Source organism: Ruegeria sp. O4, assembly GCF_056535125.1.
In genome coordinates this window covers 294,523-320,837 of sequence record NZ_JBQERO010000001.1, presented here as the reverse complement: position 1 = coordinate 320,837, position 26,315 = coordinate 294,523, and the positions used below count along the sequence as shown (strand labels likewise).

The 26,315-nt window shown below is 56.2% G+C and carries 29 protein-coding genes and 1 tRNA gene; 14 read left to right on the top strand and 16 right to left on the bottom strand.

Annotated features, from left to right (window positions below):
• Positions 1-79 precede the first annotated feature (79 nt).
• Positions 80-814, top strand: a complete 735-nt coding sequence (locus ACR0J7_RS01610; RefSeq protein WP_480913097.1) for a DsbA family protein — start codon at positions 80-82, stop codon at positions 812-814.
• Positions 815-821: 7 nt separating this feature from the next.
• Here ACR0J7_RS01610 and ACR0J7_RS01605 read toward each other — a convergent pair whose 3' ends face one another.
• Positions 822-1,856, bottom strand: coding sequence for a phosphotransferase family protein (locus ACR0J7_RS01605; RefSeq protein WP_480913095.1), 1,035 nt, complete (start codon positions 1,854-1,856; stop codon positions 822-824).
• Between the two features lie 14 nt (positions 1,857-1,870).
• Positions 1,871-2,689 (bottom strand): SDR family NAD(P)-dependent oxidoreductase, encoded by an 819-nt coding sequence (locus tag ACR0J7_RS01600; protein ID WP_480913094.1) that lies wholly within the window; start codon positions 2,687-2,689, stop codon positions 1,871-1,873.
• A 151-nt stretch (positions 2,690-2,840) separates the two neighbouring features.
• Here ACR0J7_RS01600 and ACR0J7_RS01595 point away from each other — a divergent pair, with 151 nt between their 5' ends.
• The 3 genes from ACR0J7_RS01595 (at position 2,841) to ACR0J7_RS01585 (ending at position 5,167) form a co-directional block, all read left to right on the top strand.
• Complete coding sequence (locus tag ACR0J7_RS01595; protein WP_480564789.1) at positions 2,841-3,842, top strand: NADPH:quinone oxidoreductase family protein; 1,002 nt, start codon at positions 2,841-2,843, stop codon at positions 3,840-3,842.
• Between the two features lie 123 nt (positions 3,843-3,965).
• Positions 3,966-4,415 (top strand): type II 3-dehydroquinate dehydratase, encoded by a 450-nt coding sequence (aroQ, locus tag ACR0J7_RS01590; RefSeq protein ID WP_480480949.1) that lies wholly within the window; start codon positions 3,966-3,968, stop codon positions 4,413-4,415.
• Complete coding sequence (locus tag ACR0J7_RS01585) at positions 4,412-5,167, top strand: autoinducer binding domain-containing protein (RefSeq protein ID WP_480564792.1); 756 nt, start codon at positions 4,412-4,414, stop codon at positions 5,165-5,167. The genes aroQ and ACR0J7_RS01585 overlap by 4 nt, the downstream gene beginning before the upstream one ends.
• 354 nt (positions 5,168-5,521) lie before the next feature.
• Here ACR0J7_RS01585 and tsf read toward each other — a convergent pair whose 3' ends face one another.
• The 5 genes from tsf to ACR0J7_RS01560 all read right to left on the bottom strand — a co-directional run bounded on the left by tsf (position 5,522) and on the right by ACR0J7_RS01560 (position 9,305).
• Positions 5,522-6,397 (bottom strand): translation elongation factor Ts, encoded by an 876-nt coding sequence (tsf, locus tag ACR0J7_RS01580; protein WP_480564795.1) that lies wholly within the window; start codon positions 6,395-6,397, stop codon positions 5,522-5,524.
• Between the two features lie 77 nt (positions 6,398-6,474).
• The gene (gene rpsB, locus ACR0J7_RS01575; RefSeq protein WP_209503940.1) at positions 6,475-7,257 is read right to left on the bottom strand and encodes a 30S ribosomal protein S2; all 783 of its coding nucleotides are present in this window, start codon (positions 7,255-7,257) and stop codon (positions 6,475-6,477) included.
• A gap of 166 nt (positions 7,258-7,423) precedes the next feature.
• The gene (gene olsA / locus ACR0J7_RS01570) at positions 7,424-8,299 is read right to left on the bottom strand and encodes a lyso-ornithine lipid O-acyltransferase (RefSeq protein WP_480913091.1); all 876 of its coding nucleotides are present in this window, start codon (positions 8,297-8,299) and stop codon (positions 7,424-7,426) included.
• Positions 8,265-9,020, bottom strand: coding sequence for an L-ornithine N(alpha)-acyltransferase (gene olsB, locus ACR0J7_RS01565; RefSeq protein WP_480480957.1), 756 nt, complete (start codon positions 9,018-9,020; stop codon positions 8,265-8,267). Before olsB ends, olsA begins: the two co-directional genes overlap by 35 nt.
• Before the next feature lie 102 nt (positions 9,021-9,122).
• A complete protein-coding gene (locus ACR0J7_RS01560) occupies positions 9,123-9,305 on the bottom strand; it encodes a DUF3553 domain-containing protein (RefSeq protein WP_267364751.1) in 183 nt (60 codons plus the stop codon).
• Between the two features lie 42 nt (positions 9,306-9,347).
• On the opposite strand from ACR0J7_RS01560, the gene ACR0J7_RS01555 reads away from it, so the two are divergent.
• On the top strand, positions 9,348-9,944 hold the full coding sequence (locus tag ACR0J7_RS01555; protein WP_480480960.1) for a histidine phosphotransferase family protein: 597 nt from the start codon (positions 9,348-9,350) through the stop codon (positions 9,942-9,944).
• Here the strand turns inward: ACR0J7_RS01555 and ACR0J7_RS01550 are convergent.
• The 9 genes from ACR0J7_RS01550 to ACR0J7_RS01510 all read right to left on the bottom strand — a co-directional run bounded on the left by ACR0J7_RS01550 (position 9,941) and on the right by ACR0J7_RS01510 (position 17,397).
• Entirely contained in the window at positions 9,941-11,203 is a 1,263-nt protein-coding gene (locus ACR0J7_RS01550; protein WP_480913088.1) for a glutamate-5-semialdehyde dehydrogenase, read from the bottom strand. The two genes, ACR0J7_RS01555 and ACR0J7_RS01550, sit on opposite strands and share 4 nt — an antisense overlap.
• Before the next feature lie 32 nt (positions 11,204-11,235).
• Complete coding sequence (proB, locus tag ACR0J7_RS01545) at positions 11,236-12,342, bottom strand: glutamate 5-kinase (protein WP_480493171.1); 1,107 nt, start codon at positions 12,340-12,342, stop codon at positions 11,236-11,238.
• Positions 12,330-13,364 (bottom strand): GTPase ObgE, encoded by a 1,035-nt coding sequence (gene obgE, locus ACR0J7_RS01540; RefSeq protein ID WP_209596239.1) that lies wholly within the window; start codon positions 13,362-13,364, stop codon positions 12,330-12,332. Before obgE ends, proB begins: the two co-directional genes overlap by 13 nt.
• Before the next feature lie 37 nt (positions 13,365-13,401).
• The gene (locus ACR0J7_RS01535) at positions 13,402-13,938 is read right to left on the bottom strand and encodes a GNAT family N-acetyltransferase (RefSeq protein WP_480472732.1); all 537 of its coding nucleotides are present in this window, start codon (positions 13,936-13,938) and stop codon (positions 13,402-13,404) included.
• Positions 13,935-14,543: a LysE family translocator gene (locus ACR0J7_RS01530; protein ID WP_480485662.1), complete on the bottom strand. Its 609-nt coding sequence runs from the start codon at positions 14,541-14,543 to the stop codon at positions 13,935-13,937. The genes ACR0J7_RS01535 and ACR0J7_RS01530 overlap by 4 nt, the downstream gene beginning before the upstream one ends.
• A gap of 96 nt (positions 14,544-14,639) precedes the next feature.
• Positions 14,640-14,909, bottom strand: a complete 270-nt coding sequence (gene rpmA / locus ACR0J7_RS01525) for a 50S ribosomal protein L27 (RefSeq protein WP_050602452.1) — start codon at positions 14,907-14,909, stop codon at positions 14,640-14,642.
• Positions 14,910-14,920: 11 nt separating this feature from the next.
• Positions 14,921-15,532, bottom strand: a complete 612-nt coding sequence (locus ACR0J7_RS01520; protein ID WP_480480969.1) for a 50S ribosomal protein L21 — start codon at positions 15,530-15,532, stop codon at positions 14,921-14,923.
• 219 nt (positions 15,533-15,751) lie between these two features.
• Positions 15,752-16,555 (bottom strand): DUF2059 domain-containing protein, encoded by an 804-nt coding sequence (locus ACR0J7_RS01515; RefSeq protein ID WP_480913086.1) that lies wholly within the window; start codon positions 16,553-16,555, stop codon positions 15,752-15,754.
• Entirely contained in the window at positions 16,555-17,397 is an 843-nt protein-coding gene (locus tag ACR0J7_RS01510) for a DUF2059 domain-containing protein (RefSeq protein WP_480897720.1), read from the bottom strand. Before ACR0J7_RS01510 ends, ACR0J7_RS01515 begins: the two co-directional genes overlap by 1 nt.
• A gap of 123 nt (positions 17,398-17,520) precedes the next feature.
• Between ACR0J7_RS01510 and ACR0J7_RS01505 the strand changes: the two genes are divergently transcribed.
• The 9 genes from ACR0J7_RS01505 to ACR0J7_RS01465 all read left to right on the top strand — a co-directional run bounded on the left by ACR0J7_RS01505 (position 17,521) and on the right by ACR0J7_RS01465 (position 26,313).
• Positions 17,521-17,610 (top strand) — tRNA-Ser (locus ACR0J7_RS01505).
• A 249-nt stretch (positions 17,611-17,859) separates the two neighbouring features.
• Positions 17,860-18,414, top strand: a complete 555-nt coding sequence (locus ACR0J7_RS01500) for a hypothetical protein (RefSeq protein WP_480545581.1) — start codon at positions 17,860-17,862, stop codon at positions 18,412-18,414.
• A gap of 209 nt (positions 18,415-18,623) precedes the next feature.
• The gene (locus ACR0J7_RS01495) at positions 18,624-19,652 is read left to right on the top strand and encodes an alcohol dehydrogenase catalytic domain-containing protein (protein WP_480913084.1); all 1,029 of its coding nucleotides are present in this window, start codon (positions 18,624-18,626) and stop codon (positions 19,650-19,652) included.
• A gap of 75 nt (positions 19,653-19,727) precedes the next feature.
• The gene (locus tag ACR0J7_RS01490; protein WP_480480979.1) at positions 19,728-20,603 is read left to right on the top strand and encodes a branched-chain amino acid ABC transporter permease; all 876 of its coding nucleotides are present in this window, start codon (positions 19,728-19,730) and stop codon (positions 20,601-20,603) included.
• Positions 20,604-20,606: 3 nt separating this feature from the next.
• Positions 20,607-21,704: a branched-chain amino acid ABC transporter permease gene (locus tag ACR0J7_RS01485; protein ID WP_267364860.1), complete on the top strand. Its 1,098-nt coding sequence runs from the start codon at positions 20,607-20,609 to the stop codon at positions 21,702-21,704.
• A complete protein-coding gene (locus tag ACR0J7_RS01480; RefSeq protein ID WP_480558412.1) occupies positions 21,701-22,465 on the top strand; it encodes an ABC transporter ATP-binding protein in 765 nt (254 codons plus the stop codon). The genes ACR0J7_RS01485 and ACR0J7_RS01480 overlap by 4 nt, the downstream gene beginning before the upstream one ends.
• Positions 22,462-23,235 (top strand): ABC transporter ATP-binding protein, encoded by a 774-nt coding sequence (locus ACR0J7_RS01475; RefSeq protein WP_480558414.1) that lies wholly within the window; start codon positions 22,462-22,464, stop codon positions 23,233-23,235. The genes ACR0J7_RS01480 and ACR0J7_RS01475 overlap by 4 nt, the downstream gene beginning before the upstream one ends.
• Before the next feature lie 5 nt (positions 23,236-23,240).
• A complete protein-coding gene (locus tag ACR0J7_RS01470) occupies positions 23,241-25,127 on the top strand; it encodes an AMP-dependent synthetase/ligase (RefSeq protein WP_480558416.1) in 1,887 nt (628 codons plus the stop codon).
• A 25-nt stretch (positions 25,128-25,152) separates the two neighbouring features.
• Positions 25,153-26,313: an ABC transporter substrate-binding protein gene (locus tag ACR0J7_RS01465; RefSeq protein ID WP_480913082.1), complete on the top strand. Its 1,161-nt coding sequence runs from the start codon at positions 25,153-25,155 to the stop codon at positions 26,311-26,313.
• The last annotated feature ends 2 nt before the right edge of the window (positions 26,314-26,315 follow it).

Here is a 26,315-nt window from a genome sequence, read left to right as displayed (position 1 = left end):
TCCGTGAGGTACTAAACTGCGACTGTTTGAGCTTGTGACCTGAAATAGCAGCAAAAAGTTGCGTGTTGCAGAGAAATTCGTGAACGGGCTTCATCAGCGTGCCTCACAATGGAATGTTAGACTGATTTCGACGCAGATTCGCCTGAAGTTCAATGAACAAGATTTCAAGGAACCGAAAGGGAGGAACCCCATGACGCAGACCATAGACTTCATTTACGATTTTTGCAGCCCGAACGCGTTTCTCGCCCATAAGATGCTCCCCGATCTTGCCGAGCGCTATGACGCAAGCATTACTTATGTTCCTGTCCTGCTGCCTGCGGTGTTCAAGGCGACGCATAACCAAAGCCCGTTTCAGGCGTATTCCGAAAACCGCCAGAAGACAGCCTATTTGACGCATGATCTGCACCGGTTTGCCCGCCGTCGTGGGTTGAGCTTTCATATGAGCCCGCATTTTCCGATCAACACAAAACTTGCCATGCGCGGCGCGTGTTTTGCCAATGGAAAACCTTGGGAAGTCAGATATATAAACGCGGTTTTTGATGCAATATGGGTACATGGTCAGAAGGCGGACGAGATCGGTGTCCTAACGGATATCCTGCATGAAAACGACTTGCCCGTTCGCAAAATTCGCGAAGCCATGGCGAGCCCCGACGTTAAACTGAAACTGAAAGAGATAACCAAGTCGTCGGTTCGGCGTGGTGTGTTTGGGGTTCCCAGCATGTTCACCGGGGCTGAGCTGTTTTTTGGAAAGAACAGTCTGCCAAATCTTGAGGTTGAACTTTCAAGGCAAGATAGTGACATAAAAACAGCTTGATAGGTCGTCACTCTAATGTGGACTCAAGTGCTTTCAGGCCGTGCTGGGCGAATATAGGAACATATGCGCCAAAAGCCTTTGCGCGGTCGGGGTCTGACGCGTTGCCATCCAGCGCGCGTTTGTAGACACCCTGTAGGATGCCTGCCATGCGAAAGAAATTGAAGCCGAGATAAAAGCCGAAATTGTCTATGCCATCCAGGCCTCGACGTTTGCAGTATTGGGCAATGAATGCCTCATCGCTGGGCAGGCCCAGGCTGTATCGATCCACACCCGCCAGCCCCCGGCCCTGTTTTCCCGGCGGCAACTGCCATTGCATGATTACTGCGGCCAGATCCGCATAAGGGTGACCGATCGTCGACAGTTCCCAATCCAGCACCCCGATACATTCCGCCCGGTTCGGCGCAAACATCAGGTTATCGATGCGGTAATCCCCATGCACCAGCGTGCGCTGCCCGTCATCGGCCGGTACCGAGGTCTCTAGCGCTGAAGCCAGCGCATCCATATCCGCAATGGCCGAGGTCTCGGACGCGCGGTATTGCTTGGTCCAGCGCGCGATCTGACGCTCGTAATAGTTGCCAACCGGCCCATAGTCAGACAGGCCAACGGCATCGATATCCACCATGTGCAATTGGGCAAGAACCCTGTTCATTTCGTCAATGATGGCGGCGCGGGTTTCGTTGCTTTCTTTGGGCAGGGTTGGGTCCGGAAACACCCTGCCCTGCAAGCGTTCCATCACATAGAAGGCCGAGCCGATGACGCTGTCGTCTTCACACAACAGATACATCTTGGGCACCGGAACCTCGCTCTCGGCAAGGGCGCTTTGAACCCGAAATTCGCGATCAACGGCATGTGCCGATTTCAACAGTACGCCGGCGGGTTTTCGGCGCAGCACATAGGCTTTCTCTGGTGTGCGTAACTCAAACGTCGGGTTGGATTGCCCGACATCAAATTTCCTCGCCTCCAATGGCCCGTTGTAGCCGGAAAGATGCGCGCTCAGATACGCATCTACCGCCGCCAGATCCAGATTGATTTCGGTTTTCATTGGCTGTCTTCCCGTCACAGGGCCTCGGCAAAGATGTTTCCGGCGGTCACCACGTTGATCCCACCCGAAACCGGGATCACTGCGCCTGTCACATAGCTGCCGCCGCGACCGCACAGGAACAACATACAGCCTGCAATATCCTCGTCCCGTCCGACGCGACCCAGAGGTACAGACTTGCCAACCCGTTCTCTGGTATCCTCATCGGCTGTCGCAAAGGCAGTCATGCGCGACACAAACGGCCCCGGAGCGAGCGCGTTAACCGTGATGTGGTGCGGTGAAAGTTCCTTGGCCAAGACCCTGGTCAGATGCAGAACTGCAGCCTTTGAGGCCGAATAGCTGTAGGCCCCATCGCCCATTGGGACTTCACCCATGACTGACCCCACATTGACAATGCGCGCCGGGTCTTCGGCGCTGCCTGATTTCATTAGCATTGGCAAAAGCCGCTGGGTCAGTTCGAATATCCCTGTCACGTTGACAGACATGACCTTTTCCCATGCATCGTAGGGAAACTGCCCCATCGGTGCACCCCAGGACACCCCCGAGTTGTTCATCAGGATGTCCAGTTTGTCAGTACGCGCCTGAATGTCAGAGACCAGCTTGCCTATACCGACTGCGCTGCCAATGTCACCGGCAAAGCCTTCGGCGCTGCCCGGCGCGTCCAGCGCGTTCAGTTCTGCAGCGACCGTGGCACAGGCGTCTCCTTTTCTTGAGGCAATGAGCACGCGCGCGCCTGCCTGAACCAGCGCCTCGGCTGCCATGCGGCCAATACCTGTCGCCCCACCTGTTACCAAAGCGGTTTTGCCGTGAAGCGAAAAGAGGGTGTCGGGGGTCATTTTGTGCTCCTCAGTTTCTTTGTCGCCAGTTCATCCTGATACAAATTGCGTTCCTCTTGCCGTCGCGGCAGGCGTTGGACCGTAGCGTTGACAAAAAACCATGCTGCACCAAAACTTCCTCGACACAAAGTACAGGCAGATCAGAGGCGGTATGCAAGCATTACTCAGCGTCGCACCGGGCGGTCCCGAAACCCTGGAGCTTACGACCCTACCAGATCCGCAGCCGGGCAAAGGTCAGCTTTTGATCAGTGTGAAAGCAGCGGGCGTGAATTTTCCGGACACGTTGATTATCCGCGATCTGTACCAGATGAAGCCGCCACGGCCCTTTGCTCCGGGCGGTGAAATTGCGGGTGAAGTTCTGGCTGTGGGCGAAGGCGTCAATGGATTGAAGCCAGGCGACCGTGTTTTGGCCCTAACCGGGCATGGTGGGTTTTCGACCCATGTCACGCTCATGGCGGACACTGCAATCCGAATTCCTGATGCGATGCCCTATGAAGATGCCGCCTGTTTCATTTTCACCTACGGCACGTCCTACCACGCGTTGAAGGATCGGGCGGAGATTCAACCCGGTGAAACCCTGTTGGTACTGGGTGCCGCCGGAGGTGTGGGGTCAGCCGCCATTGAACTGGGCAAAGCCATGGGTGCCAGGGTGATCGCAGCCGTTTCATCACCTGAAAAGGCCGAATTCTGTAGCCAGATTGGTGCCGATGACGTGGTGATTTACCCGCGCGACATGGACAAGGATGCGCAAAAAGCCTTCTCAGCCGAAGTTAAGAAACTTGCCGGTCTTGACGGCGTAGACATCGTCTACGACGCTGTTGGCGGTACGCTGGCCGAACCGTCCCTGCGCAGCATGGCCTGGAAAGGTCGTTACCTTGTCGTCGGTTTTCCAGCGGGCATTCCGCGGATTCCCTTGAATTTGGCCCTTTTGAAAGGATGTCAGATCGTTGGTGTGTTTTGGGGCGCGTCAGTTTTCCGCGACCCAATCGGCCATGCTGACAACGTCAAGAACCTGTTCGATCTTTACACAGCCGGCAAAATCAAACCGCGAATTAGCGCGCGGTTCCCGCTTGCCCGCGCGCACGAGGCGCTTGAACAATTGTCACAACGTTCCGTTCTGGGAAAAATCGTTGTCACCATGGCGGAAAGTTGAAGCCCTGAACAAAATAGCGACCCGCTTCGCACACCGGTTTTTCGACTGTACTCGATCCGGCAAAGGCAGGTAGACAACCCAACCTTTAGGCGTCTATGTACCATTAATGGGGATCGTGAAGACATGCACAACGTTTTGGTATTGAATGGCCCAAACCTCAACCTGCTTGGCACACGGCAGCCCGAGGTTTACGGCAGCACCACTCTGAAGATGATCGAGGAGGAGTGCCAGCGCCATGGCGCGTCCATTGGCCTTGAAGTCTCGCATCTGCAATCCAACCATGAGGGTGTGTTAATTGATGCGATCCACGGCGCACGCGGTGTGCAGGATGGCCTTGTGATCAATGCGGGGGCGTTCACACACACGTCGGTTGCGTTGATGGATGCCATCGCGTCAGTTGAACTGCCGGTTGTCGAAGTTCACCTGTCAAACATCCATGCAAGGGAAGCATTCCGTCACAAGTCCTATATCGCGCCTGTTGCTCTGGGTCAGATCTGTGGCTTTGGTGCCCAAAGCTATGTTCTTGCTCTGGACGCGCTGGCCGCGCATTTGAAAGCAGGTGGCACGGCATGACCCTCAGGGATTATCTGCGGTTTGTCAGCTATGCCAAGACCCTGGAAGACCTGTGGGATGCGCATTGCCGACAGATGGCGGAATTCGGGTTCGATCGCCTTATCTACGGCCACACGCAATACAGGACGGCAACCTCATTGGGTGATCCAGAGGACTTTGTCATTCTGACTAACCATAACCGTGCCTATGTGGATGGCTTCATCAAGGACGGTTTGTATTTTCACGCCCCCATGTTGAAATGGGCGCTGGACAATGAAGGTGCCGCCAGCTGGAAAATGTTGCTGGACATGCATTCTCGCGGGTCGATGACCGATAAAGAGCGTGAGGTTTTCGAGTTCAACAAGTCCATGGGCGTCGTTTCTGGTTACACCATCAGTTTCAACTCGGTCTCTGTGCGCTCGAAAGGGGCGATTTCCCTATCCGCCAAGGAAGGGATGAGCCAGGAAGACATTGACGCGATCTGGCAAGAGCATGGTGAAGACATTCTTTTGATGAACAACGTTGCGCATCTGAAGATCCTGACATTGCCTTTCAACCCACCGAACCGGGCCCTGACAAAGCGTCAGCGCGAGGCGTTGCAATGGGTTGGTGACGGAAAAACCACGCAGGACATAGCCTTGCTGATGGGCCTGACAGCGGCAACTGTCGAAAAGCATCTTCGACTCGCCCGTGAGGCGTTGTCGGTTGAAACGACGGCTCAGGCTGTTTTGAAGGCATCTTTGCATAATCAGATGTTCATTATGGAAGTTTAGGAGTGTTTTTATGACGCCATCCCGCGTCAGTTTACCCTAGGTAAGGAAATCACTACTTTTCAAATCTAACCTAAAAGTTGCAAAGTGAGAGTGTTCCGTGAGTGGTGGCTTTAGCCAGGGAACATTCGGTTGGATCTTTGCGATTTCAAAGCTCTCCAATCACTCTGACAAGGGGGCGCCTATTCGTCCGCGTACCTGTGTCGGAATTTTGGGGGGCCTCGACCATCCCCATCATGCGGGGCCCTCCAATCCTTCACTTCTTTGCCAATTCTCTGATGTGCCACCAACAAAAAAGGGCTACGCGACGCGTAACCCTTTCACTTTGTTCAGCAAGGCCCCTGTCGGAGCCTTTCTTTAGCCCTGAGCGGCTTTTGCGACTTCGGCAGCGAAGTCTTCTTTTTCCACAACGATGCCTTCGCCGACTTCCAGGCGAACAAAGCCGGTGATGGTTGCGCCGGCTTCTTTTGCAGCGGCTTCAACGGTCAGATCAGGGTTCACAACGAATTGCTGGCTCAGCAATGTCGATTCGGCGACGAATTTCTTCATGCGACCTTCGATCATCTTTTCGATCACCTGCTCCGGCTTGCCGGATTCGCGGGCGATGTCCATCTGAACCTGCTTTTCTTTCTCGACAATTGCCGGGTCCATGTCGGCCTCAGACAGGGCGGCCGGGTTCACAGCGGCGATGTGCATCGCAACCTGCTTGCCGATAGCTTCATCACCACCCGACAGTGCAACCAGCACACCGATTTTGCCCATGCCGTTGGTCGCAGCGTTGTGCACATAAGACACAACAGTGTCGCCCGACAGTTTGGCCATGCGGCGCACTGACATATTTTCGCCAATAGTGGCGATCTTGTCGGTCAGGGTGTCGGCAACGCTTTTGCCGCCCAGATCAGCGGTCAGTAGCGCTTCGATGTTGTCCACACCTTCAGCCGCGTTTGCAATTTTGCTGACCATTTCCTGGAATTCAGCGTTTTTCGCAACGAAATCGGTTTCCGAGTTCACTTCGACAGCAACACCGTTGCCACCGTTGACGTGAACAGCAACCAGACCTTCTGCTGCGGTACGGCCTGATTTCTTGGCCGCTTTGGCTAGGCCTTTGGTACGCAGCCAGTCAACGGCGTCGTCCATGTTGCCGCCGGTTTCGGTCAGCGCTTTTTTTGCGTCCATCATGCCTGCGCCGGTCGAGTCGCGCAGTTCTTTAACCATTGCTGCTGTGATTGCCATCTTTTGGCTCTCCTCAATTCAAACGGAATTGGGGCAGGTCATACCCTGCCCCATATGTCATTTACGTGACGGGCAGCTTACGCTTCGGCAGGGGCTTCTGCGGCTTCTTCCGCAAGAGCTTCTTCAACCGGAGCTTCTTCGAATGCGCCCAGATCTACGCCTGCTGCGCCCATCTGCGCGGTCATACCGTCCAGAGCGGCGCGTGCGGCCAGATCGCAGTACAGAGCGATTGCGCGAGCTGCGTCGTCGTTGCCGGGGATGATGTAGTCAACGCCATCGGGCGAGCAGTTGGTGTCAACAACAGCCACAACCGGGATACCCAGTTTGTTGGCTTCTGCGATGGCCAATGCTTCTTTTTTGACGTCGATGACGAACAGCAGGTCCGGAACGCCGCCCATTTCGCGGATACCACCCAGCGATGCCTGAAGTTTGCCCTGGTCACGTTCCATGCCCAGACGCTCTTTCTTGGTCAGGCCTTCTGCACCCGATTCCATGGCTTCGTCGATCTGGTTCAGACGGTTGATCGACTGGGAAACGGTTTTCCAGTTGGTCAGGGTGCCGCCCAGCCAGCGGTGGTTCATGTAGTACTGAGCCGACTTTTCAGCCGCTTCAGCGATCGGGCCAGCGGCCTGGCGCTTGGTACCAACGAACAGAATGCGGCCACCTTTTGCGACGGTGTCACGAACAGCCTGCAGAGCCTGATCCAGCATTGGAACGGTCTGGGTCAGGTCCATGATGTGGATACCATTGCGCGAGCCGTAGATGAACGGGCCCATGCGGGGGTTCCAACGCTGTGTCTGGTGACCAAAGTGAACGCCAGCTTCCAGCAGCTGACGCATGGTGAACTCGGGAAGAGCCATGCTATTTTCCTTTTCCGGTTTACGCCTGGGCGGGGGTGAAAGAAGCGGACGCTCCAACCGGCGGTCTTGATGAGGATGTCTCCCTCAAAAAGGCCAAACCCCGCCTGCGGGTTTGAATGGCGCGCGTATAAGGCAGGTTTTCGCGCTACGCAAGGGCCAATCGCCCCTATTTTTCAAGCTGCGCCAATGCGTGCGCATGCCTGACGGCGTCTTCACAATGGGCGGCCAGAGCCTTGCGGTTTTCAAAGTCGCTGACCCGCGCTGGCGCATGATATATTAGTTCAACAGTTCCTTGCCGACGTGCGCCAAGGGTCTTCAGCAAATGCGGCCCGAACTCCATATCCCCCCACCAGCCATAAAAGCGTTTTGGCTGGCCTTTGGGCGCGTGAAACACCACAGAAACGGGTTGGATATACATGAAATCACGCAACTCATCTGCAAAGAACGCGGCGAAAAGCGTTGTTTTGAAAGGTAAAATGCGAAGCCCGTCGGTTGAGGTGCCTTCGGGGAAAAACAACAGTTTGTGACCCACTTTCAGGCGGGTTTCAAACAGCTTGGTTTGTTCCTTGGCTTTCTTGCGATCCCGTTCGATGAACAGCGTCCCGGTCGCACGGGCCAGCCAGCCGATACCGGGCCATTTGGCAACTTCTGCCTTGGAGACAAAATAGACCCGCTTGCGCGCGTTCAGAGCAAAGATATCCAGCCAGGACGTGTGGTTTGCCACCACCGCCCCCCTCTCTTTCATCAGCGCGCCTGATGTGCGGAACCCGATGCCAAGAATTCGAAACGCGTTGCGGCAGACAAACTGTGTGATGAACGGCGTCACAGGTCGCCGGACGCCGAAAATCGGATACTCGATCAGGCGAACGGCCAGAAGGATGATCAGGCCACCAAAGACAAGGGCCGCCAGCGGGACTCCGCGCAGAATGACCAGAACCCATCCGGTAACGCCCAGCTCGATCGGATCGGGCGCGTCTTCACTATTCCAGAGCGGGTCGTTCACAGCGTCACGCCCCGCCATAAATTCGACGCTGTCGTTCATTCATGCGCGTCGTGTCGAGGATCAGGCACACATCCGTTGTGTTGAAGGTGTGGTCGATAAAGGCGCCCTCGCCCACGAAACCACCCAAGCGAAGGTAGGCTTTGATCAATGCTGGCACCTGAACCATGGCGGCGCGGCGGTCCAAAGCCTCTGGTTTCACAAGGTCCATCGACTGAAAAACATCGGGCTGCGCCCGTACGCGCAACTCTGGCGGAGCCAGATGGTTGTGGTGAAGCATCGACAAGGGCTGCGCCAATGTGGCCACGTCTGTTCCGTGAAAACTCGCAACGCCGAACAGCACCTCAATGTCACGTTCCGCTACATAAGCGGCCAAACCGTTCCACAGGTGGTACATTGCCGTACCCCCACGGTAGTCGGGGTGTAGGCACGACCGTCCCAACTCCAGCAGTTTGCGCCCACTGTTCTTGAGAACGGTCAGGTCATATTCATCTTCGGAATAGAATTGTCCCAGTTCCGCAGCACGTTCGCCCGGTAACATCCTGTAGACGCCAATAATTTCGCCGGTGTGATCATCATAGGCCAACATATGATCGAAATACGGGTCGAAACGGTCTTTCTCGAGGCCAGCATCGTGATCAACCATCTCTCCGCCGCCCCCCAACTCACGCACGAAGACGTCATAGCGCAGGCGTTGAGCTGCTTGCAGGTCGGCTTCGGTCTCGGCCAGTTTTACGGTGAAAGAAGGGCCAGTATCCGGCATATGGGGTGATCCGTGTTCTTTTGGCTGCTGATACCGCAGTTTTTCAGCCAAAGGCAACAAGCCCCGCTTCGGTCAGCGTTGTTAACCTTTCCTAAACCACTTTCACAGATCAAAGACCGGCATCAGGGCGATGCGCGTTCCGTCGATCACCACTTTTCCCTGCTCGCGAAAGTTCACGGTGATCTTGCCTGCAATGTTGGACTGAACCTGTCCGACGCCCCATTCGGGAAAATCCGGGTGGCGGACAAACATGCCCGGTGCAAGTATAGCATTCATGTCTGTCATAGGGGCCTCCGGGACGTGCGGCAGATACAGTCGGAGGTACGCATGGGCGAGAGCAACGTCAACCTGGCCGAATTGATCGGTTCGCGGATTTGCCATGATCTGATCAGCCCGATCGGCGCGATCACCAACGGGCTTGAGCTGTTGGATATGGTGGGCGCCGTACAGGGCCCCGAGATGGAACTGATCTCGGGCAGTGTCGGAAGTGCCGGGGCACGTATACGCTTTTTCCGCGTTGCCTTTGGCTCGGCCAGTGATCAGCCGCTTGGTCGGACCGAAGTAACCGAACTGCTGAAAGATATCGAGCGTGCCGGGCGGATACGGGTCAACTGGAACCTGACCGGGCCTGTGCCGCGTAATCAGGTCAAACTGGCCTTTCTGGCGCTTATGTGCTGCGAAAGTGCCATGCCGCTGGGCGGCGCAGTCGAGATCGTCAATCAGGGCAACAATTGGATAGTGACCGGGGTTGCAGACCGGTTGAATGTCGATAGTGATCTTTGGAAGAACGTCGTGACAGGTCGGTTTCCCACCAAGATCACGCCCGCGCACGTTCAGTTCGCGTTGTTGCCTGAAACGGCAGCTGCGATGGGCCGGCGGATTGCCGTTGAAACCTCGGCAACCCGCGTGTCACTTCGGTTTTAAGCCCGGATCGTTCCGTTCCCGCGCACGAGATATTTGAAACTGGTCAATTGCGCCGCCCCAACCGGTCCGCGCGCGTGCATCTTGCCCGTCGCGATTCCGATTTCTGCCCCCATGCCAAACTCGCCACCATCCGCAAACTGAGTCGAGGCATTGTGCATCAGGATTGCGCTGTCCAGACGCTCAAAGAAACGGGCCGCAGCCGTGTCATTCTCGGTCATGATGCAATCGGTGTGGTTCGAGCCGTATTGCTGAATATGAGCAATCGCGGCATCAATATCGGCAACGGGCTTCGCCGCGATCACGCTGTCGAGGAACTCTTTTCCCCAGTCTTCCGCCGTAGCAGCAACTGTACCCTCCCCAGCGAGGACACCGTCGGCGTGAACCTCGACGCCTGACTGGACCAGTGCCGCAACCACGTCACGCCCCAGTGTGTCGGCGATATCCTGATGAACCAGCAAGCATTCAGCGGCTCCGCAAATACCAGTGCGGCGGGTCTTGGCATTCAGCACAACTTCCAGCGTTTTCTGCGGATCAGCAGCCTTATCGATGTAAATGTGCACGATGCCTTCGAGATGGGCAAAGACCGGCACACGGGCCTCTCGTTGTACAAGGCCTACCAGTCCCTTGCCTCCGCGTGGAACGATGACGTCGACATAGTCGGTCAGCGTCAGCAGCTCCTGCACCGCGGCGCGGTCGCGTGTGGGCACAAGTTGAATGGCGTCTTCGGGCAGGTTCGCGGCCTTCAGCCCTTCGACCAGACAGGCATGGATCGCGGTTGAGGAATGAAAGCTTTCGGATCCGCCACGCAGGATTACCGCATTGCCCGATTTCAGGCACAGCGCCCCGGCATCCGCAGTCACGTTGGGTCGGCTTTCGTAGATCACGCCAATAACCCCCAACGGTGTCCGGACGCGCTGGATGTTAAGGCCCGTGGGCATATTCCATTCAGACAGAACCTCACCTACCGGGTCGGCCTGCTCCGCGACGGTTCTCAGCCCGTCCACCATGTCCTGAACACGCGCCTCATCCAGCATCAGGCGATCCATCATTGCGGGGCTCAGTCCCTTGTCGCGGCCGAATTCCAGATCTTTTTGATTGGCTTCGATGATCCGTGCCCGATTGGCCCAAACCGCATCTGCGGCTGCAATCAGCGCTGCGTGCTTTCGTTCAGCTGTTGCGAAAGCCAGTTCACGCGAAGCGGCTTTGGCACGTTTCCCAAGATCTTCCATCAGAGCAGGAATGCTGTCGAAGTCTTTCATATCGCGTGCCTTTCAGATCATCTTATTGAAAGTTAAAGGGCCAGGTCGTCCCGGTGGATGAGGGCTGCGCGGCCTGGATAGCCCAGCGTCGATTCAATCTCAGAAGACTTACGCCCCTTGATCGCATCGGCTTCCTGCGCCGTATACCGGCTGATCCCCTGAGCCAGACGACGGGACTCCAGATCAAGGATGGCGACAGGATCGCCACGACCGAAATCTCCGGTCACTTCCACAATCCCGGCAGGTAGCAGGCTTTTGCCATTGGCCAGTGCCTTGGCCGCCCCCTCGTCCACTGTGATCTCACCCCGAGGTTTCATTGCCGAAATCCAGCGTTTGCGGGCTGCATGTGGATCCAATGTCGCAGTAAACCATGTGGAATTGGCACCGTTTTCGAGCGTTTTCAGAGGGTTCAGAACCGACCCTTCAGTAATTGCCATGGCGCAACCACCAGCGGTTGCCATCTTGGCCGCCAACAGCTTTGTCTTCATCCCGCCTTTGGACAGGCCCGATCCCGCATCACCAGCCATAGCTTCAATCTCAGGTGTGATCCTGTCGATTGTCTCGAAGCGCGTCGCCGAGGAATCTTCTTTTGGATTACCGGAATAGAAACCATCCACATCCGACAGCAGAATCAGTTGGTCGGCCCCTACTGTCACGGCGATTTGCGCGGCCAGACGGTCATTGTCGCCATACCGGATTTCATCCGTTGCAACCGTGTCGTTTTCATTGACGATCGGAACGACGCCCAACCCAAGCAGAGTTTCCAAGGTTGCGCGTGAGTTCAGATACCTGCGGCGATCTTCGCTGTCTTCAAGCGTTACCAGAACCTGCGCCGTGGTGATCCCATGGGGTGCCAACGCTTCTTCATAAGCGCGTGCAAGCCGGATTTGCCCAACCGCAGCAGCAGCCTGTGACTGTTCCAAGGGCAGTGCCGCCATCGGCAGTCCCAGAACGCCGCGGCCCAGTGCAATCGAACCGGACGAAACAAGGATTACATCTTTCCCTTGCCCCTTGAGCCAGGAAACATCCTGCGCCAACGACAGCAGCCAGTCAGACCGCAGCAGGCCAGTGTCGCGATCAACCAGCAAAGCCGACCCGATTTTTACCACCAGACGGCGTGCCGAGGTCAGGGTTGCCAAGGCTGTGCCTCCTCAGCGGGTTTCTGACGCACACGGTTGTCGTCAATCTGGCTGCGCAGCGCCCGCAGAACTTCGGTTACACCCAGATGTGCCACACCGGACATGGTCATGACGGGGCCGCCCACGGCCTCCTCAAGCTCAGCGACGGCAAGGGCACGTTCTTCGTCATCCAGCGCGTCGATCTTGTTCAGAACAGTGATCCGGGGCTTCTCAGCCAGTTCACCGCCATAGGCTTCCAGCTCGTGAATGATCGTGCGGTAATCATCGGCGACCGTCGCAGAGGTGCCGTCGACCAGATGCAACAACACGGCACAGCGTTCCACGTGACCCAGAAAACGGTCACCAATGCCACGGCCTTCATGAGCGCCTTCGATCAGGCCCGGGATATCGGCCACAACAAATTCGACGTTGTCCACGCCGACAACGCCAAGATTGGGGTGCAGCGTGGTAAACGGATAGTCGGCAATCTTGGGCCGCGCATTCGACGTGGCCGCCAGAAAGGTCGACTTGCCTGCATTCGGCATACCCAAAAGACCCACATCGGCGATCAGCTTGAGCCGCAGCCAGATTGTGCGGTCAATCCCCGCCTGCCCCGAATTGGCGCGGCGCGGGGCCTGATTGGTGGCGGACTTGAAATGCAGGTTGCCAAAGCCGCCATTGCCGCCCTTGGCCAGCAGAACGCGTTGCCCGACTTCGGTCAGGTCGCAGATGACGGTTTCTTCGTCTTCGTCCAGGATTTCAGTGCCAACCGGAACACGCAGAACGATATCGTCCCCATCCTTGCCGGTGCGTTGCTGCCCCCGGCCCGGTTGCCCGTTTTTGGCGAAGAAGTGTTGCTGATAGCGGAAGTCGATCAGGGTGTTCAGCCCATCCACAACTTCGGCCCAGACAGACCCGCCTTTGCCGCCGTCCCCGCCATCGGGGCCGCCGTATTCGATAAACTTTTCGCGTCTGAAGCTGACGCAGCCGCTACCGCCGGCCCCGGACCGGATGTAGACCTTTGCGAGATCGAGAAATTTCATGTGTGTCCCCTACTGCAAAGGCCCCATCGGCCACAAGTCAGAGTTTTTTACTGTATGTCCAGGTGGGCACATTCGCATCGCGCGCCACCGAATAGCTTTCCGCATCGCCCAGATACTGGAACCCGCAATGGGTCAGGACCCGGGCCGAGGCCGGATTATCCTGAAACACACTGGCAAACATCGTCGCGTTTTCCAGCGGGTTGGCGTTAACAAGCGCTTCCACAGCCATCGAGGCAATGCCCGTGTTCCAATAGATCGGCGCGACCCAATAGCCGACTTCAGACTGATTCCGATCAAGCCGTTTCAGCGAAATCACACCGATCAGTTCCGGGCCACCGTCCTTGGTGGCATCCATGACCCAGACGTCCTCGTCCCGGTTGTCAGCCATCGAACGGGTTACAAAGGCTTCGATCGAACCGGGGGCCAGTGGATGTGCAATACTGGTGGTCATCCGCGCCACGCGCTCATCACCTGCGTAATGCTCGATAAGGCCCATATCCGACCGGCGCAGGGGGCGCAGGTCGAACCGCTCGGTTTCAATGACCGGCTGATTTATTATTGTCTCAAGCTTCATTGGTGTGTTCCTCCTCCGAACAACACGAATAGTACGGACGCGACCGTAAGACCCGCCAACGTCCACATCAGATATTTTTCCGCCGGGCGACCTTCAACCGCATGCGCGATTCTATCCCCCGCAAAAGTCCAGATCGGGTGCAAAAAAATCTGGCAGATCAACAAACTAAGAGCGATCGTGAGCGTTGCGTCAAAGCTGGACGTCCCCGCCGCGACAAAGCCCGTAAAACCTGCAACAATCATGGCCCAGGCTTTTGGATTCAGCGGATGCACGATCAACCCCGCCCAGAATCCCGGAACATCACCAACCGCAGTTTCGCGCGACAGTCGCAAATTCGCGATCTTCCACGCCAGCCAGCAAATATATGCAGCCGAAGCATATTTCAGCGCCGCAAAGGCCGTCGGAACCTGTTCCGCCAGTTGCAGCAAACCAAAGCCCACGGGCCAGATAATCAGCTGCTTACCAAGCACGACACCGGCCACAAAAGGTAATGCGGCACGAAACCCATAGCGCGCACCCGTTCCCAGCAGGACCATGTTGGCCGGCCCCGGCGTACCGACCTGAGAGGCGGCAAAGATCAGGAAACTGGTGGTTGCGACTGTCATCGGTTCTTTCGGTCACGACTGCGTTAAAACGAGAAAGGGGACCGGCACTTTGTGCCGGTCCCCCATGAATTTTTCTTAAACCTTCTGGGTCTCGGCTTACTCTGCGGCCTCCGCCACTGGCAGGACCGAAATAAAGGTGCGGTTTTTAAGTCCCTTGTGGAACTTCACGGCGCCATCGACAGTTGCAAAGATGGTGTGATCTTTGCCAATGCCTACGCCTTCACCCGGCCAGAACTTGGTGCCGCGCTGACGCACGATGATGTTGCCTGCGATAGCGGCCTGGCCACCATACAGTTTTACGCCAAGGCGACGACCAGCTGAGTCGCGACCGTTACGGGAGGAACCGCCAGCTTTTTTATGTGCCATTCTCTCTCTCCTTAGCCTTTAGCCAATTCTTTGGCTTGCTCAACCCATTCGGGTTTCACTTTGACCGTTTCGATAGCAGCAATCTGCTCATCCGACAAGGCGGCCAGAGCGGCAAAGCTCTCGATACCGGCCTCAACCAGCTTCTTGGCGGCGGCAGGGCCGACACCGTTCAGTTGGGTCAGATCGTCAGCAGCGGCAGCAGCGGGTGCTTCAGCCTTGGCTTCGGCTTTCTTGGCAGGCTTTGCAGCGGGTGCCGCTTCGCCAGCCGGAGCGGAACCGGTTGCAGCTTTGATGCCCGATTTGTCGGCGCCCGACGCCAGAATGTCGGTGATTTTGACCAGTGTCAGTTTCTGACGGTGGCCAACGGTACGCTTCGAGCTGTGCTTACGACGGCGTTTGACGAACTTGATGACCTTGTCACCTTTGATCTGTTCGATCACTTCGGCCTGAACGCCTGCGCCTGCAACGAAAGGTGCGCCAACAACCGGAGCGTCACCGCCCAGCATCAGAACATCGTTGAATTGAACTTTTTCACCTGCGTCGGCAGCCAGTTTTTCAACGCGGAGGATATCGCCCGCCTGAACCTTGTACTGCTTGCCGCCAGTCTTGAGGACCGCAAACATGCGTCTTTCCTTTTCTAACCCGCGTTCTGTGGTCCCCGGTTGGGTGTTTTGGCCCCAATAAACTTGAAAGCCACCTCGAACAGCGCGCCCTTTTCGGGCTGTGTGAATGGCCCCTGACAACGTCATGAGGGCCAAATAATAACGATACCCGGCGCGGAAAACCGGCCGGGATGCGCGCTTATCCATAGATTACAGGTAAAAGTCAACACCAAAGCGGCGTCAAAGATCGGACGCCCTCAGCGCCTGTGCAACCGCCTGCCCCAGGCGATAGGAAATATCATTGAACATGCGATCAAAGCCGTCAAACACGGCGTCATTCAGGGCCTGTCCCGTCTCGGTTCTGGAAAACGCGATATTTTCGCGCATCTGCGCCTCGTCCAACGGGCGGTAGGCCATAAGAAGAAACGAGAAAAGCCACTCCTCAGTGTCCTCGGCCCGGCTATCTTTCTGCAACAAAAGCTCGGCCAGAAGTTCCTGATCATCGGTCCGGGCATCAACATCAAGTCCCTGAAAGAAGCTGTAGTCAGACGTCAATGCCCCCTGAACATTCTTTTCGATCAGGTCATTTGCCTCGATATATTCCTTGACCAAAGCAAACTGAGCGGTGCTGCGTTCTGCGGATTTGTAGGCTTCTCGGGCCATGTCTTCGATTGCCTGTTCTGAAATGGCGCGCCGGGCCGAGTTTTCCAGTGTTACTATGGTCTGGCCAAGATCGCTTTCAAAAAACAAGATGGCCTGATCAAGCTGAACATCGGACATACCTTCTTTGAAGGCGTCCGTCAGATTTTCCCGCATCCAAAGGGGATCGTAGATACGATTGACCTGTGACTCGAAAAAAGCGCCACCCTTGTTATCCAAAAAAGTATCGTCAAGAGTCTCGCGATGGCCCTGCCCCTCGTGAACAAGGATTTCCATCACCTGTGTCAGACGCATGGCTTGTGCCAGTCGATCGACTTTTCCATCAGCATACAGCGGCAGTGCCCAACTCACGGTGACAACAAATGCCAGAATAGCGCGCTGCATCAAATGTCCTGTGCCGGGTGCAATTCGGCCATCCGCGCGGCCAGAACCTCGAACCTCATGGCCATGATCTCATATTGGATGGCGTTCAATAGCTCGTAGACTTCCTGCATCAGCGGCTGTTCCAGCGCGTCAACATACGTATCCACATCGGCGTCGGAAAAATCCTGATAGGTGTAAGCAGCGCCCGCCAGATTGGACAGTTGCAGTGACTGACGCATTGCCGGTTCATTTTGCTTCATCAATTCACGCAGTTCATCCCCGTCCAGCTGTAACTCGATGACTCCCGATGCGCTGGCCGCCAGCAGGAAGCGCACCTGAATTTCCTGCAAGGCACGCAACGCCGTACCTGTGGAATCGATCGCCGTGTTCATGCGTTTAAAACTTTCGACCCGTTTCGACCCGTTCTTGATCAGATCAGAAATGATCCTTTGGCCTGCCAATTGCTTGACGTCATCGTCTTCTTGCATGTGTGAGGCATTTTCGGCCACGACCAGACGTTGACCAAGGTCAGACGCGTAAAACTCGACAGCGTGTGCCAGGGCCTCGTCACTTAGGGTCTGTTCCAGAATGGAAACTGCGGTGTCGTGCATTGCACCGACTTCAAAAACCTCGTCCGTCAAACGGGTCCAGTCCGAGCCGAAACCCTCTGGGTCAACACCCAACATCTGCGGCGCGGACCGTGAGCTCAGGGCGATGCTTTCAAGAGCTACGTCAAAACCGGTCGTCGTCAAAAAAGCCTCAATCCGATCCCGGTTCGCCGCAGAAAGCTCCAGAGGAACCAGAACAAGCGCCAGAAACGGGGCGAGAAACCAAAAGGCGATGCGGTGTGCAAACTGTGTCATACCTTTCAGAGTAGGTGTTTTGCGCCGGCAGGCAACGGAAAATCCCGGCAATCACGATTTCCGGAATTTTCTGCTTGCGCCCCCGTTCGTTCCTGACTAAATCCCCCCCTCACAGACCCCCGCGGAGAGGTGCCGGAGTGGTCGAACGGGGCGGTCTCGAAAACCGTTGTGGGTGCAAGCCCACCCAGGGTTCGAATCCCTGTCTCTCCGCCACATTCCCAATATCGAAGGCTGTCAGAAAACGTCTTCCGGTCTGATTTGGGTTCTCGACAAAATTGCAAGTGGTCCGCTGTCAGAAACTATAGTGGCCTGGGTCACCCGGCGTGTTCTTGCCGTGAAATCTGGTGCAATCAGCGTAGCACGGCCCAAACCTGTATTCTGCTGAGAATTCACAGGAATTCCCCTTTGTATCTCCGCTACATTTAACGCATCCCGGCGACACATTTTCCAAAGGAGACACACATGTCGCGTATTCTTATCCTGATCATCATCGCCGCTGTCGGTGTTGGTGGTTACTACTATCTCAACCAGTCCGAACAAACTCCGGCTGAACAAGTGCAATCCGCAGCGCAGGAGGCGGGCGATGCAGTGGCTGATGCCGCGTCAACCGCTCAGGAAGCTGCGTCTGATGCGCTGGAAGGTGCAACAGAACAGGCCAGCGAGGCAGCTTCATCCTTGACCGAACAGGCGCAGGAAGCCGCATCGTCGGTTGCCGACCAAGCCAGTGAGGCAGCTTCGTCTGTTGCGGAACAAGCATCCGAGGCAGCACAGCAAGCCGGTGATCAGGTGGCGGCGCTGGCGGGTCAGGGACAGGAATTGCTGAGCTCCTGGATTCAGGAAGGCAAGCTGGACCCCACCAATTTCGACTATGAAGGTATCATGAGCTCGATTCAGGACAGCACATTGGCCACGGATCTGAAAGAACAGGCGATCAAGATTGTAAATGACATTAAAGAGTCGCCTGAAACCATCGCCTTGAAGATTCAGGAACTGACCGCGCTGTTGACGCAGCAGTAACAAAGAAGGGGCCGGTTGCCAGTTTCCGGCCCCTACCCCGCACGCCAATTTTCCAGTCGTGCCCTTACGTTATCGTTTCTCTGAATTGACCCAGTGTTCGGCTTTTGATTGGCTGCCCCGACAACACATCCTCACCCCGAGGTCGCCCGTTGGCAATCTCCTGTTTAAGGGGGTGTGCACATTGAACAAGCCATCTTGAGGACGATCCCATGACTGACCTGCCCCAAACAATGAAAGCTGCCATCCTGAAACACGGCGGGTACTCGGCCACTTCGACCGGACCAGTCATCGAGAATGCGGCTGATTGGCTTGAACCCGCGGAACTGCCCGTTCCCAATCCCGGCCCCGGTCAGGTTTTGATCCGCCTGCGCGCGTCGTCGGTCAATCCGTCCGACCTCCACTTCATTAAGGGTGAATACGGCCAGCCGCGCGTCAAAGGTGCCGCGGCCGGCTTCGAAGGCTGTGGCGACGTCGTTGCAACCGGAAAAGGTGCCGAGGCGCTGAAGGGACAGCGCGTCGCTTTCGTGGCCGCAGGTTCCGGCGCCTGGGCGGAATACATCGTGACGCAGATGCAAATGTGTATTCCCTTGCGTCCGGATATTTCAGATGATGACGGCGCCGCGCAAATCGTCAACCCTCTCACCGCGATGGCGATGGTGGACATGGCAAGGGAAGACGGCGATGCATTTGTGATATCCGCTGCGTCCAGCCAATTGGGAAAACTGATGTGCAGCCTCGGGCGTGATCTGGGGTTGAAACCCATCGCGCTGGTGCGCCGGGCCGAGACAGTCGATACGCTGAAAAGTCTTGGAGCAGCCGAAGTGCTTGTGACGTCCGATCCTGAAATCGTCGAGAAGTTTGCCGCGATAAGCGCCACGCTGAAGCCTCGGGTCTTCCTTGATGCGGTGACGGATCAACTGTCCGAGAAACTGTTCTGCGCCATGCCCAACCGGGCGCGCTGGGTCAGCTACGGCAAACTTTCGACCGAAGCGCCAACGCTTTCCCAGACCGGCCAGCTGATTTTCATGGGCAAACGGATCGAAGGTTTCTGGCTGACGCAATGGATGATGTCGACACCGCCCGCTGACCAGATGCGGGTTGTGGCCGAAGTTCAGGCCCGCTTTGCCGATGGTCGCTGGAAAACGGATGTTTCCGAACATCTTACACTCGAAAATCTTGTGTCGAATCTTGCCGATGCGCTGAAAAAGAGTGACGGAAAGGTGATTATCACCCCATAGTAGAACTCACCTGCGTTACCGGAGGATACACGCGGGCGGACGAAGACGCTGGAAAACCGGTGGAGGGAGGACAGTGTGGATAACGCGCAGCTGCTGATTAGCGGGCTGGCGAACGGGTGTGTCTACGGCCTGATCGCGCTTGGCTTTGTACTGATCTACAAGGCTACCGAAGCGGTGAACTTTGCGCAGGGCGATATCATGATGCTGGGCGCATTTGTGACCATCGGCCTGACAAATACCGAACACATGGGGTTGCCGTTCTGGCTCGCTCTGCCGGTATCATTGGGAATCATGGGCGCGCTTGGTTTTCTTCTGGATCGCCTGATCATTCGCCGCTTGTTCGGTGAAAGCCAGACCGCCGTTGTCATACTGACCATTGCTTTGGGCTTTGTGATCCGTTTCATTGCCGGTCTGATCTGGGGGCACGAGCCGCAAACGCTGCAAAACCCGCTTGCGGGCAAAGAAGTGCGCATGGGCGGTCTTGTACTGGGGATGGAGGATGTCGCGATAATCGTTGTTACGGTGCTGCTGACATGGGCACTCTATGTTTTCTTCAGCCGCACCAAGCTGGGTCTGGCGATGCAGGGCGCCTCGCAAAACCAGCTGGCAGCTTATTACATGGGCATTCCCGTCAGGCGTGTTCAGGGATGGGTCTGGGCTTTGGCCGGAGGCGTTGCAGGAATTGCCGGAATTCTCTTTGCTGCAAAAGGCGCTGTGGATCCGACAACCGGACTGCTGGGCATCAAGGCGTTTGCCGCCGCCGTTATCGGCGGATTCGGCAGTTTGCCGGGTGCATTGGCCGGAGGGCTGATTGTCGGCATTATCGAACCCTTCGCCAGCCGGTACATTGCGGCAGGTTACAGCCAGGTCGCGCCATACGCTTTGCTGCTTGCCGTCCTGATCTTCCGACCAAACGGGCTGTTCAGTCAGGTCCGGGTCAAGAAGGTCTGAGCCATGCGGATCGTTTTCAAAACCGACTACATGCAGGATATCCGCCCCTGGAAAGACGGGTTCCAGCTGCGCCTTTATCTGCTTCTACTGTTTGTCGTCGCGGCCGCGCCTTTCGCACTGGACGATTTCTATCTGGGTGAACTGACAAACGTTCTGATCTGGGCCATCGCCGGTCTGGGTCTGATGATCCTGACCGGACATACAGGGCAAGTCAGCCTGGGCCATGCGGCCTTTCTGGCCTTTGGCTGTTACGCCAACGTGGCCCTGATTGAGGCAGGCGTTCCTTTTCTAGTCGCGTTTCCGCTGGCCGGAATTCTGACCGGGATCGCGGGTGTGACCGTCGCAGTCCCTGCGCTGCGGCTTCACGGTATCTACCTGGCGATCTTTACCATGGCGCTTTCCATCCTGATGGATGACATCATCGTATTGTCCGAGCCGATCACTGGTGGTGTCGCGGGTAAATATATCGGCGGGGTCGAGATCTTTGGCCTTACGGTTGACCGCTGGGGGACGCCTGATCTTTTTTACTGGCTGGTTCTGTTCGTCACCGTTCTGGTCACGTTGGGATATATAAACCTGCTGCGGGCCCCATTGGGTCGCAGCTTCATCGCCGTGCGCGACTCCGAGGTTTCGGCGCAGGCGATGGGTATAGATATCGCGCGAACAAAGATGATTTCATTCGCCCTGTCCTGTGCGGTTACAGGTTGGGCCGGCGCGTTGATGGGTCTGTTTGCTGGTGCGTTTAACAATGAAACCTTCAGCGTCCTGATCTCGATCCAATTGCTGATGATGATTGTTATTGGCGGGCTGGGCTCGATCCATGGCGCGTTTCTGGGTGCAATCGTCATCGGGTTCTTACCGCAGTTTCTATCGATTTCAAAGGAATATGTCGGCGCGATTATCGGTGGAAACACCGTTGCCATTCCAGGGCTGGAGTTCGGCATCTTTGGCATGATCCTGATCGGCTTCATCCTTTTCGAACCCATGGGCATCTATGGCCGCTGGCTGAAAATCCGCACCTGGTTCGAACTGTTTCCCTTCTATCGCAAGGACATGTTCAAACGGCAGAAATCCTATCTCAAGACGGAGCGTCTGAGATGAGCTTGCTTGAATTTGAAAACGTTACCCTGAAATTTGGTGGCCTGACGGCCGTGGACAATTTGTCCTTCGAAGTTCAGCAGGGCGAAGTCTTTGCCATAGTCGGGCCGAATGGCGCGGGCAAATCGACGGTCTTCAATCTGATCTCGCGCTTTTACGAACCGTTTTCAGGGTCGATCCGGTTTGATGGTCACGATCTGCTTCGGGTCAAACCGTCAGGCGTGGCGGCCTTTGGTGTGGCGCGGACCTTCCAGAACATTGAGCTCTTCGAACACGCAACTGTCCTGCAAAACCTTTTGGTTGGACGGCATCGGCACCGCAAGACGAACCTGATTTCGGAACTTTTGTTCACCCCTTCAGTCCGACGGCAAGAGCTGGAGAACCGGGAAAAAGTTGAACAGATCATCGATTTCCTCGACCTGCAGGCCTATCGCGACAAGTTGATTTCCGGGCTGCCTTACGGCGTGCGCAAAGTGGTCGAAGTTGCACGTGCCCTGGCGACCGATCCCAAGTTGCTGCTGCTGGATGAACCGGCCTCGGGACTGTCAGTGGAAGAGACGACCGATATGCGTTGGTGGATCGACGATATCCGGCGGCAAATGGGCATTACCGTGCTGATGGTCGAACACGACATGGGATTGGTATCGGGCGTGTCCGACCGGGTCCTGGCCATGGCAGATGGGGCAAAGCTGGCCCTCGGGCCACCGGCAGACGTGCAATCGCACCCGGCCGTGATCGAGGCCTATCTGGGGAAAGCCTCATGAACGCTCCGATCTTGCAAGTCCGCAATATCGAAAGTTTCTATGGCCCAATCATGGCCATTCGGGGCGTTTCGCTGGATGTTCACGAAGGAAAAATCGTGTCGATCCTTGGCGCAAACGGCGCGGGCAAGACCACCTTGATGAAAACCATCTCTGGCGTGATGGACCCGGAAAAGGGAACGATCACCTTTGACGGCGGTGACATTCAGGGCTGGGAACCGCACAAGGTTGTCCAGCGCGGGGTGGTTCACATCCCGGAAGGGCGCGAAGTTTTTCCACTTCTGACGGTTGATGATAACCTGAGCCTCGGCGCCTACACCCGCAAAGACAAAGACCAGATCGAACAGGATCGTGAGCTGGTCTTTCGTTATTTTCCGGTTCTGAAAAGCCGTCGGTCGCAAGAGGCCGGAACCCTTTCGGGTGGGCAGCAACAGATGCTGGCCATAGGGCGCGGATTGATGGCCAGACCTCGTATCATGTTGCTGGATGAGCCGTCATTGGGCCTGTCCCCTCTGCTGGTGCAAGAGATCTTTGGCATTCTCAAACGTCTGAACGAAGAACAGAATATGACGATGTTGCTGGTTGAACAGAATGCCAATGCGGCGCTGGAACTGGCGCATCACGGCTATGTCATGGAGGTGGGTCGCATCGTCATGGACGGGGCCGCGGATGCGCTTTTGCGATCCGAGGATATTCAAAGCTTCTATCTTGGAAAACAAGAAGAAGGCGCGCGCGAAAGCCGCCGCTGGAAGCGGAAAAAGACGTGGAGGTAAAACGGATGGACGCCACGCCCCTCCCCCCTCAGGTCGTGATAAACGGCGTTCAGTTCAACGCAACAGCAGGACAGCGCCCGGTACGAGTTGATGGCTGCATCACCATTGCCGAGTTGTTCCAAAGCCGATGTGCCGAACTGGGCAGCCGAACGGCGCATCGCGAAAAGGACCTGGGTATCTGGAAATCCTATTCCTGGGCCGATTACTGGCAGCATGCCAAATGGATCGGGCTGGCCTTGCGCAAGCTGGGACTGGAACGCGGCGATGTGGTTTCAATCCTGTCCGAAGATCGCAAGGAATGGGCCTGGCTCGACATGGGTATTCAGGGCGTTGGCGGTATCGCTTCCGGCGTCTACACCACGGATTCCGCCAGTCAGTTGCAGTATCTGATCAACGACAGCGGCAGCCGGTTTCTGATTGTCGAGGATGAAGAACATCTGGACAAGTTTCTGGGAATTGAGACCGAGGTTCCCGATCTGATCAAGGTAATCATCCTTGAGGACGAAGGATTGCATGACCTGAACCATCCGCGCTGCATGATGATCGACGAGCTGTTCGCCTTGGGCCACAAGGCCGAGTTGGCCGAGCCCGGGCGCTTCGAAGCGGAAATTGCATTGGCCAAACCGCAGGACACTGCCTTGCTGGTCTATACGTCGGGAACAACGGGTCAGCCGAAAGGCGCAATGCTTAGCCATGAAAATATTCTGGCGGCCATCGAATCCGCGGCACGGGCGCTGCCAGCGCTGCCCAGCGATGAACAGCTGTGTTTCCTGCCTCTGTGTCACATTCTGGAACGTAATGTCTCGGTCTATTTTCCATTGGCGGCCCGCTGCACTGTCAATTTTGCCGAAAGCCCTGAAACTGTTTTTGCAAACCTTCAGGAGGTTTCGCCGACAACCTTCACAGCGGTGCCAAGGGTTTGGGAAAAGATCTACTCACATGTCCAGATCCTAACACAGGAAGCCACGCCTTTGGGGCGGCTGGCATTCGGTTTGGCATTGAAAGCTGGTGCGCGCCGTGCCGGATATCTGAGCGCAGGCCAACCAGTTCCATCCGGCGTCGCCACCAGATTCTGGTTCTGGGATCAGCTGGTTTTGAAAAACCTGCGCCGGATGCTGGGTCTGGACAAACTGCGACGAGGCGGAACAGGTGCCGCCCCAATCTCGACTGATCTGCTGAAATGGTACTGGTCCATCGGCGTGCCGTTGGTGGAAGGGTTCGGGATGACCGAAACTTCGGGCCTTGCCACACTCAACACCACAGACAGTAATAAGATCGGAACCATAGGCAAAGCCGTCGAAGGGTGCGACATCCGTATCTCGGGCGATGGCGAAATCCAACTGAAGGGCCTGAACATTTTTCAGGGATACTGGCGCAACAACGCGAAAACGGCAGAAACCTTTACCGCCGACGGCTGGCTGCGTACCGGAGATATGGGGACATTAGATAAGGATGGCTATGTCACCATCACGGGCCGCCTGAAGGACATTATCATCACCGCAGGTGGTAAGAACATCACCCCAGCCGAGATCGAAAGCCGCCTTAAGTTCAGTCATTATGTCGCGGACGCAATCATCATCGGGGACAGGCGTAAATTTCTGACGGCACTGATCATGATTGATCAGGAAAATGTCGAAAAATACGCGCAGGGCCATAAAATCCCCTTCTCGAATTTTGCCTCGCTATGCGCAGCACCGGAAATCAGGCAGTTGATCAGTTCGGAAATTGCCGCTGTTAATGCAGAATTTGCGCGGGTCGAGCAGATCAAGGATTTCCGTCTGATTGACGTCCTGCTGACCGCTGAAGACGACGAGCTTACAGCCACGATGAAGCTGAAACGCGGATTGGTTGAAAAGAAACACGGGCATCTGATCGAAGATATGTACACTTGACCAAAAGATTAACGGGAGGAAAGAGATGAAGAAATTACTCAACAGGCTGGCGGCTGCATCACTGCTGACAGCATCGGCAACACTTGGTTGGGCGCAAACACAGGGCGTGACCGATGATGAGATTGTCATTGGTTCGGTTAACGACCTGAGCGGGATTTTCGCCGCAGTGGGTGTTCCGGCAACCAAAGGTGCAAATGTTGTCTTTGATCGGGTGAATGCGGCTGGCGGCGTGCACGGGCGCAAAATTCGTTACGTGGTCGAAGACAACGGCTATCAGATGCCGCGAGCCATGCAGGGCTATAACAAACTGCTGAATCGCGACAAAGTATTCGCCATGCTGCAATCGCTTGGCACGCCGATGAACATGGCAGGGTTCAAGCTGTTGGATCCCAAAGGCATTCCCAACGTAGCGCCTCTTACAGCTGCGCGTCAGATGTTGCAGGAACCCATGCGGAACAAGTTCACCTCCTTCTCGACCTATTTCGATCAGGCGCGCGTTGGCGTGAACTATCTGGCAGGCGAGTTTGGCTCAAAGACGGTCTGCACCATGTACCTGCCGACAGATTTTGGTGAGGAAATTCTAGAAGGCAGCAAGGCCGGAGCCGAAGAGGCCGGGATCACTTTTGGATCAGAAACCACCCATAAACCGGATGAGACGGACTTTGTCGGATCGCTGAGCAAGCTCAAGGAAGAGGGTTGCGATATCGTCACCATGGCGCTTGGGGTGCGGCAGGCAATCACCGTCGTGGGCACCGCAAAGAAAATGGGCCTGACTGATATGAAATTTCTCGGCACCTCGGCCAGTTTCCTAACGGTCGTGGCGCAGGTGCCCGGTGGCGTGACTGATGGATTCTACGCGGCAGCTTCGTGGAAGGATCTTTGGGCGCGTGCGGATCAACCTGCCCCGGCCGCATTTATCGAGGAATACAAGGCAGCCACAGGCGAAGATCCGGTCGGATTTGCCATGCTGGGTTATTCGGCGGCTGAAATGATGGTTAAGGCGTTGGAGGCCGCAGGCCCTGATCTGACGCAGGACAGTTTCATCGCAGCGATGGAAACTCTGGATTATCAGGACGATCTGGTCGGCAACCACATCACCTATGGTCCTGAAGACCATCAGGGCGCGGATACTGTGTTCGTCAACGTTGTTGAAAACGGTGCGTGGAAACTCGTTTACGAAGAATGAAT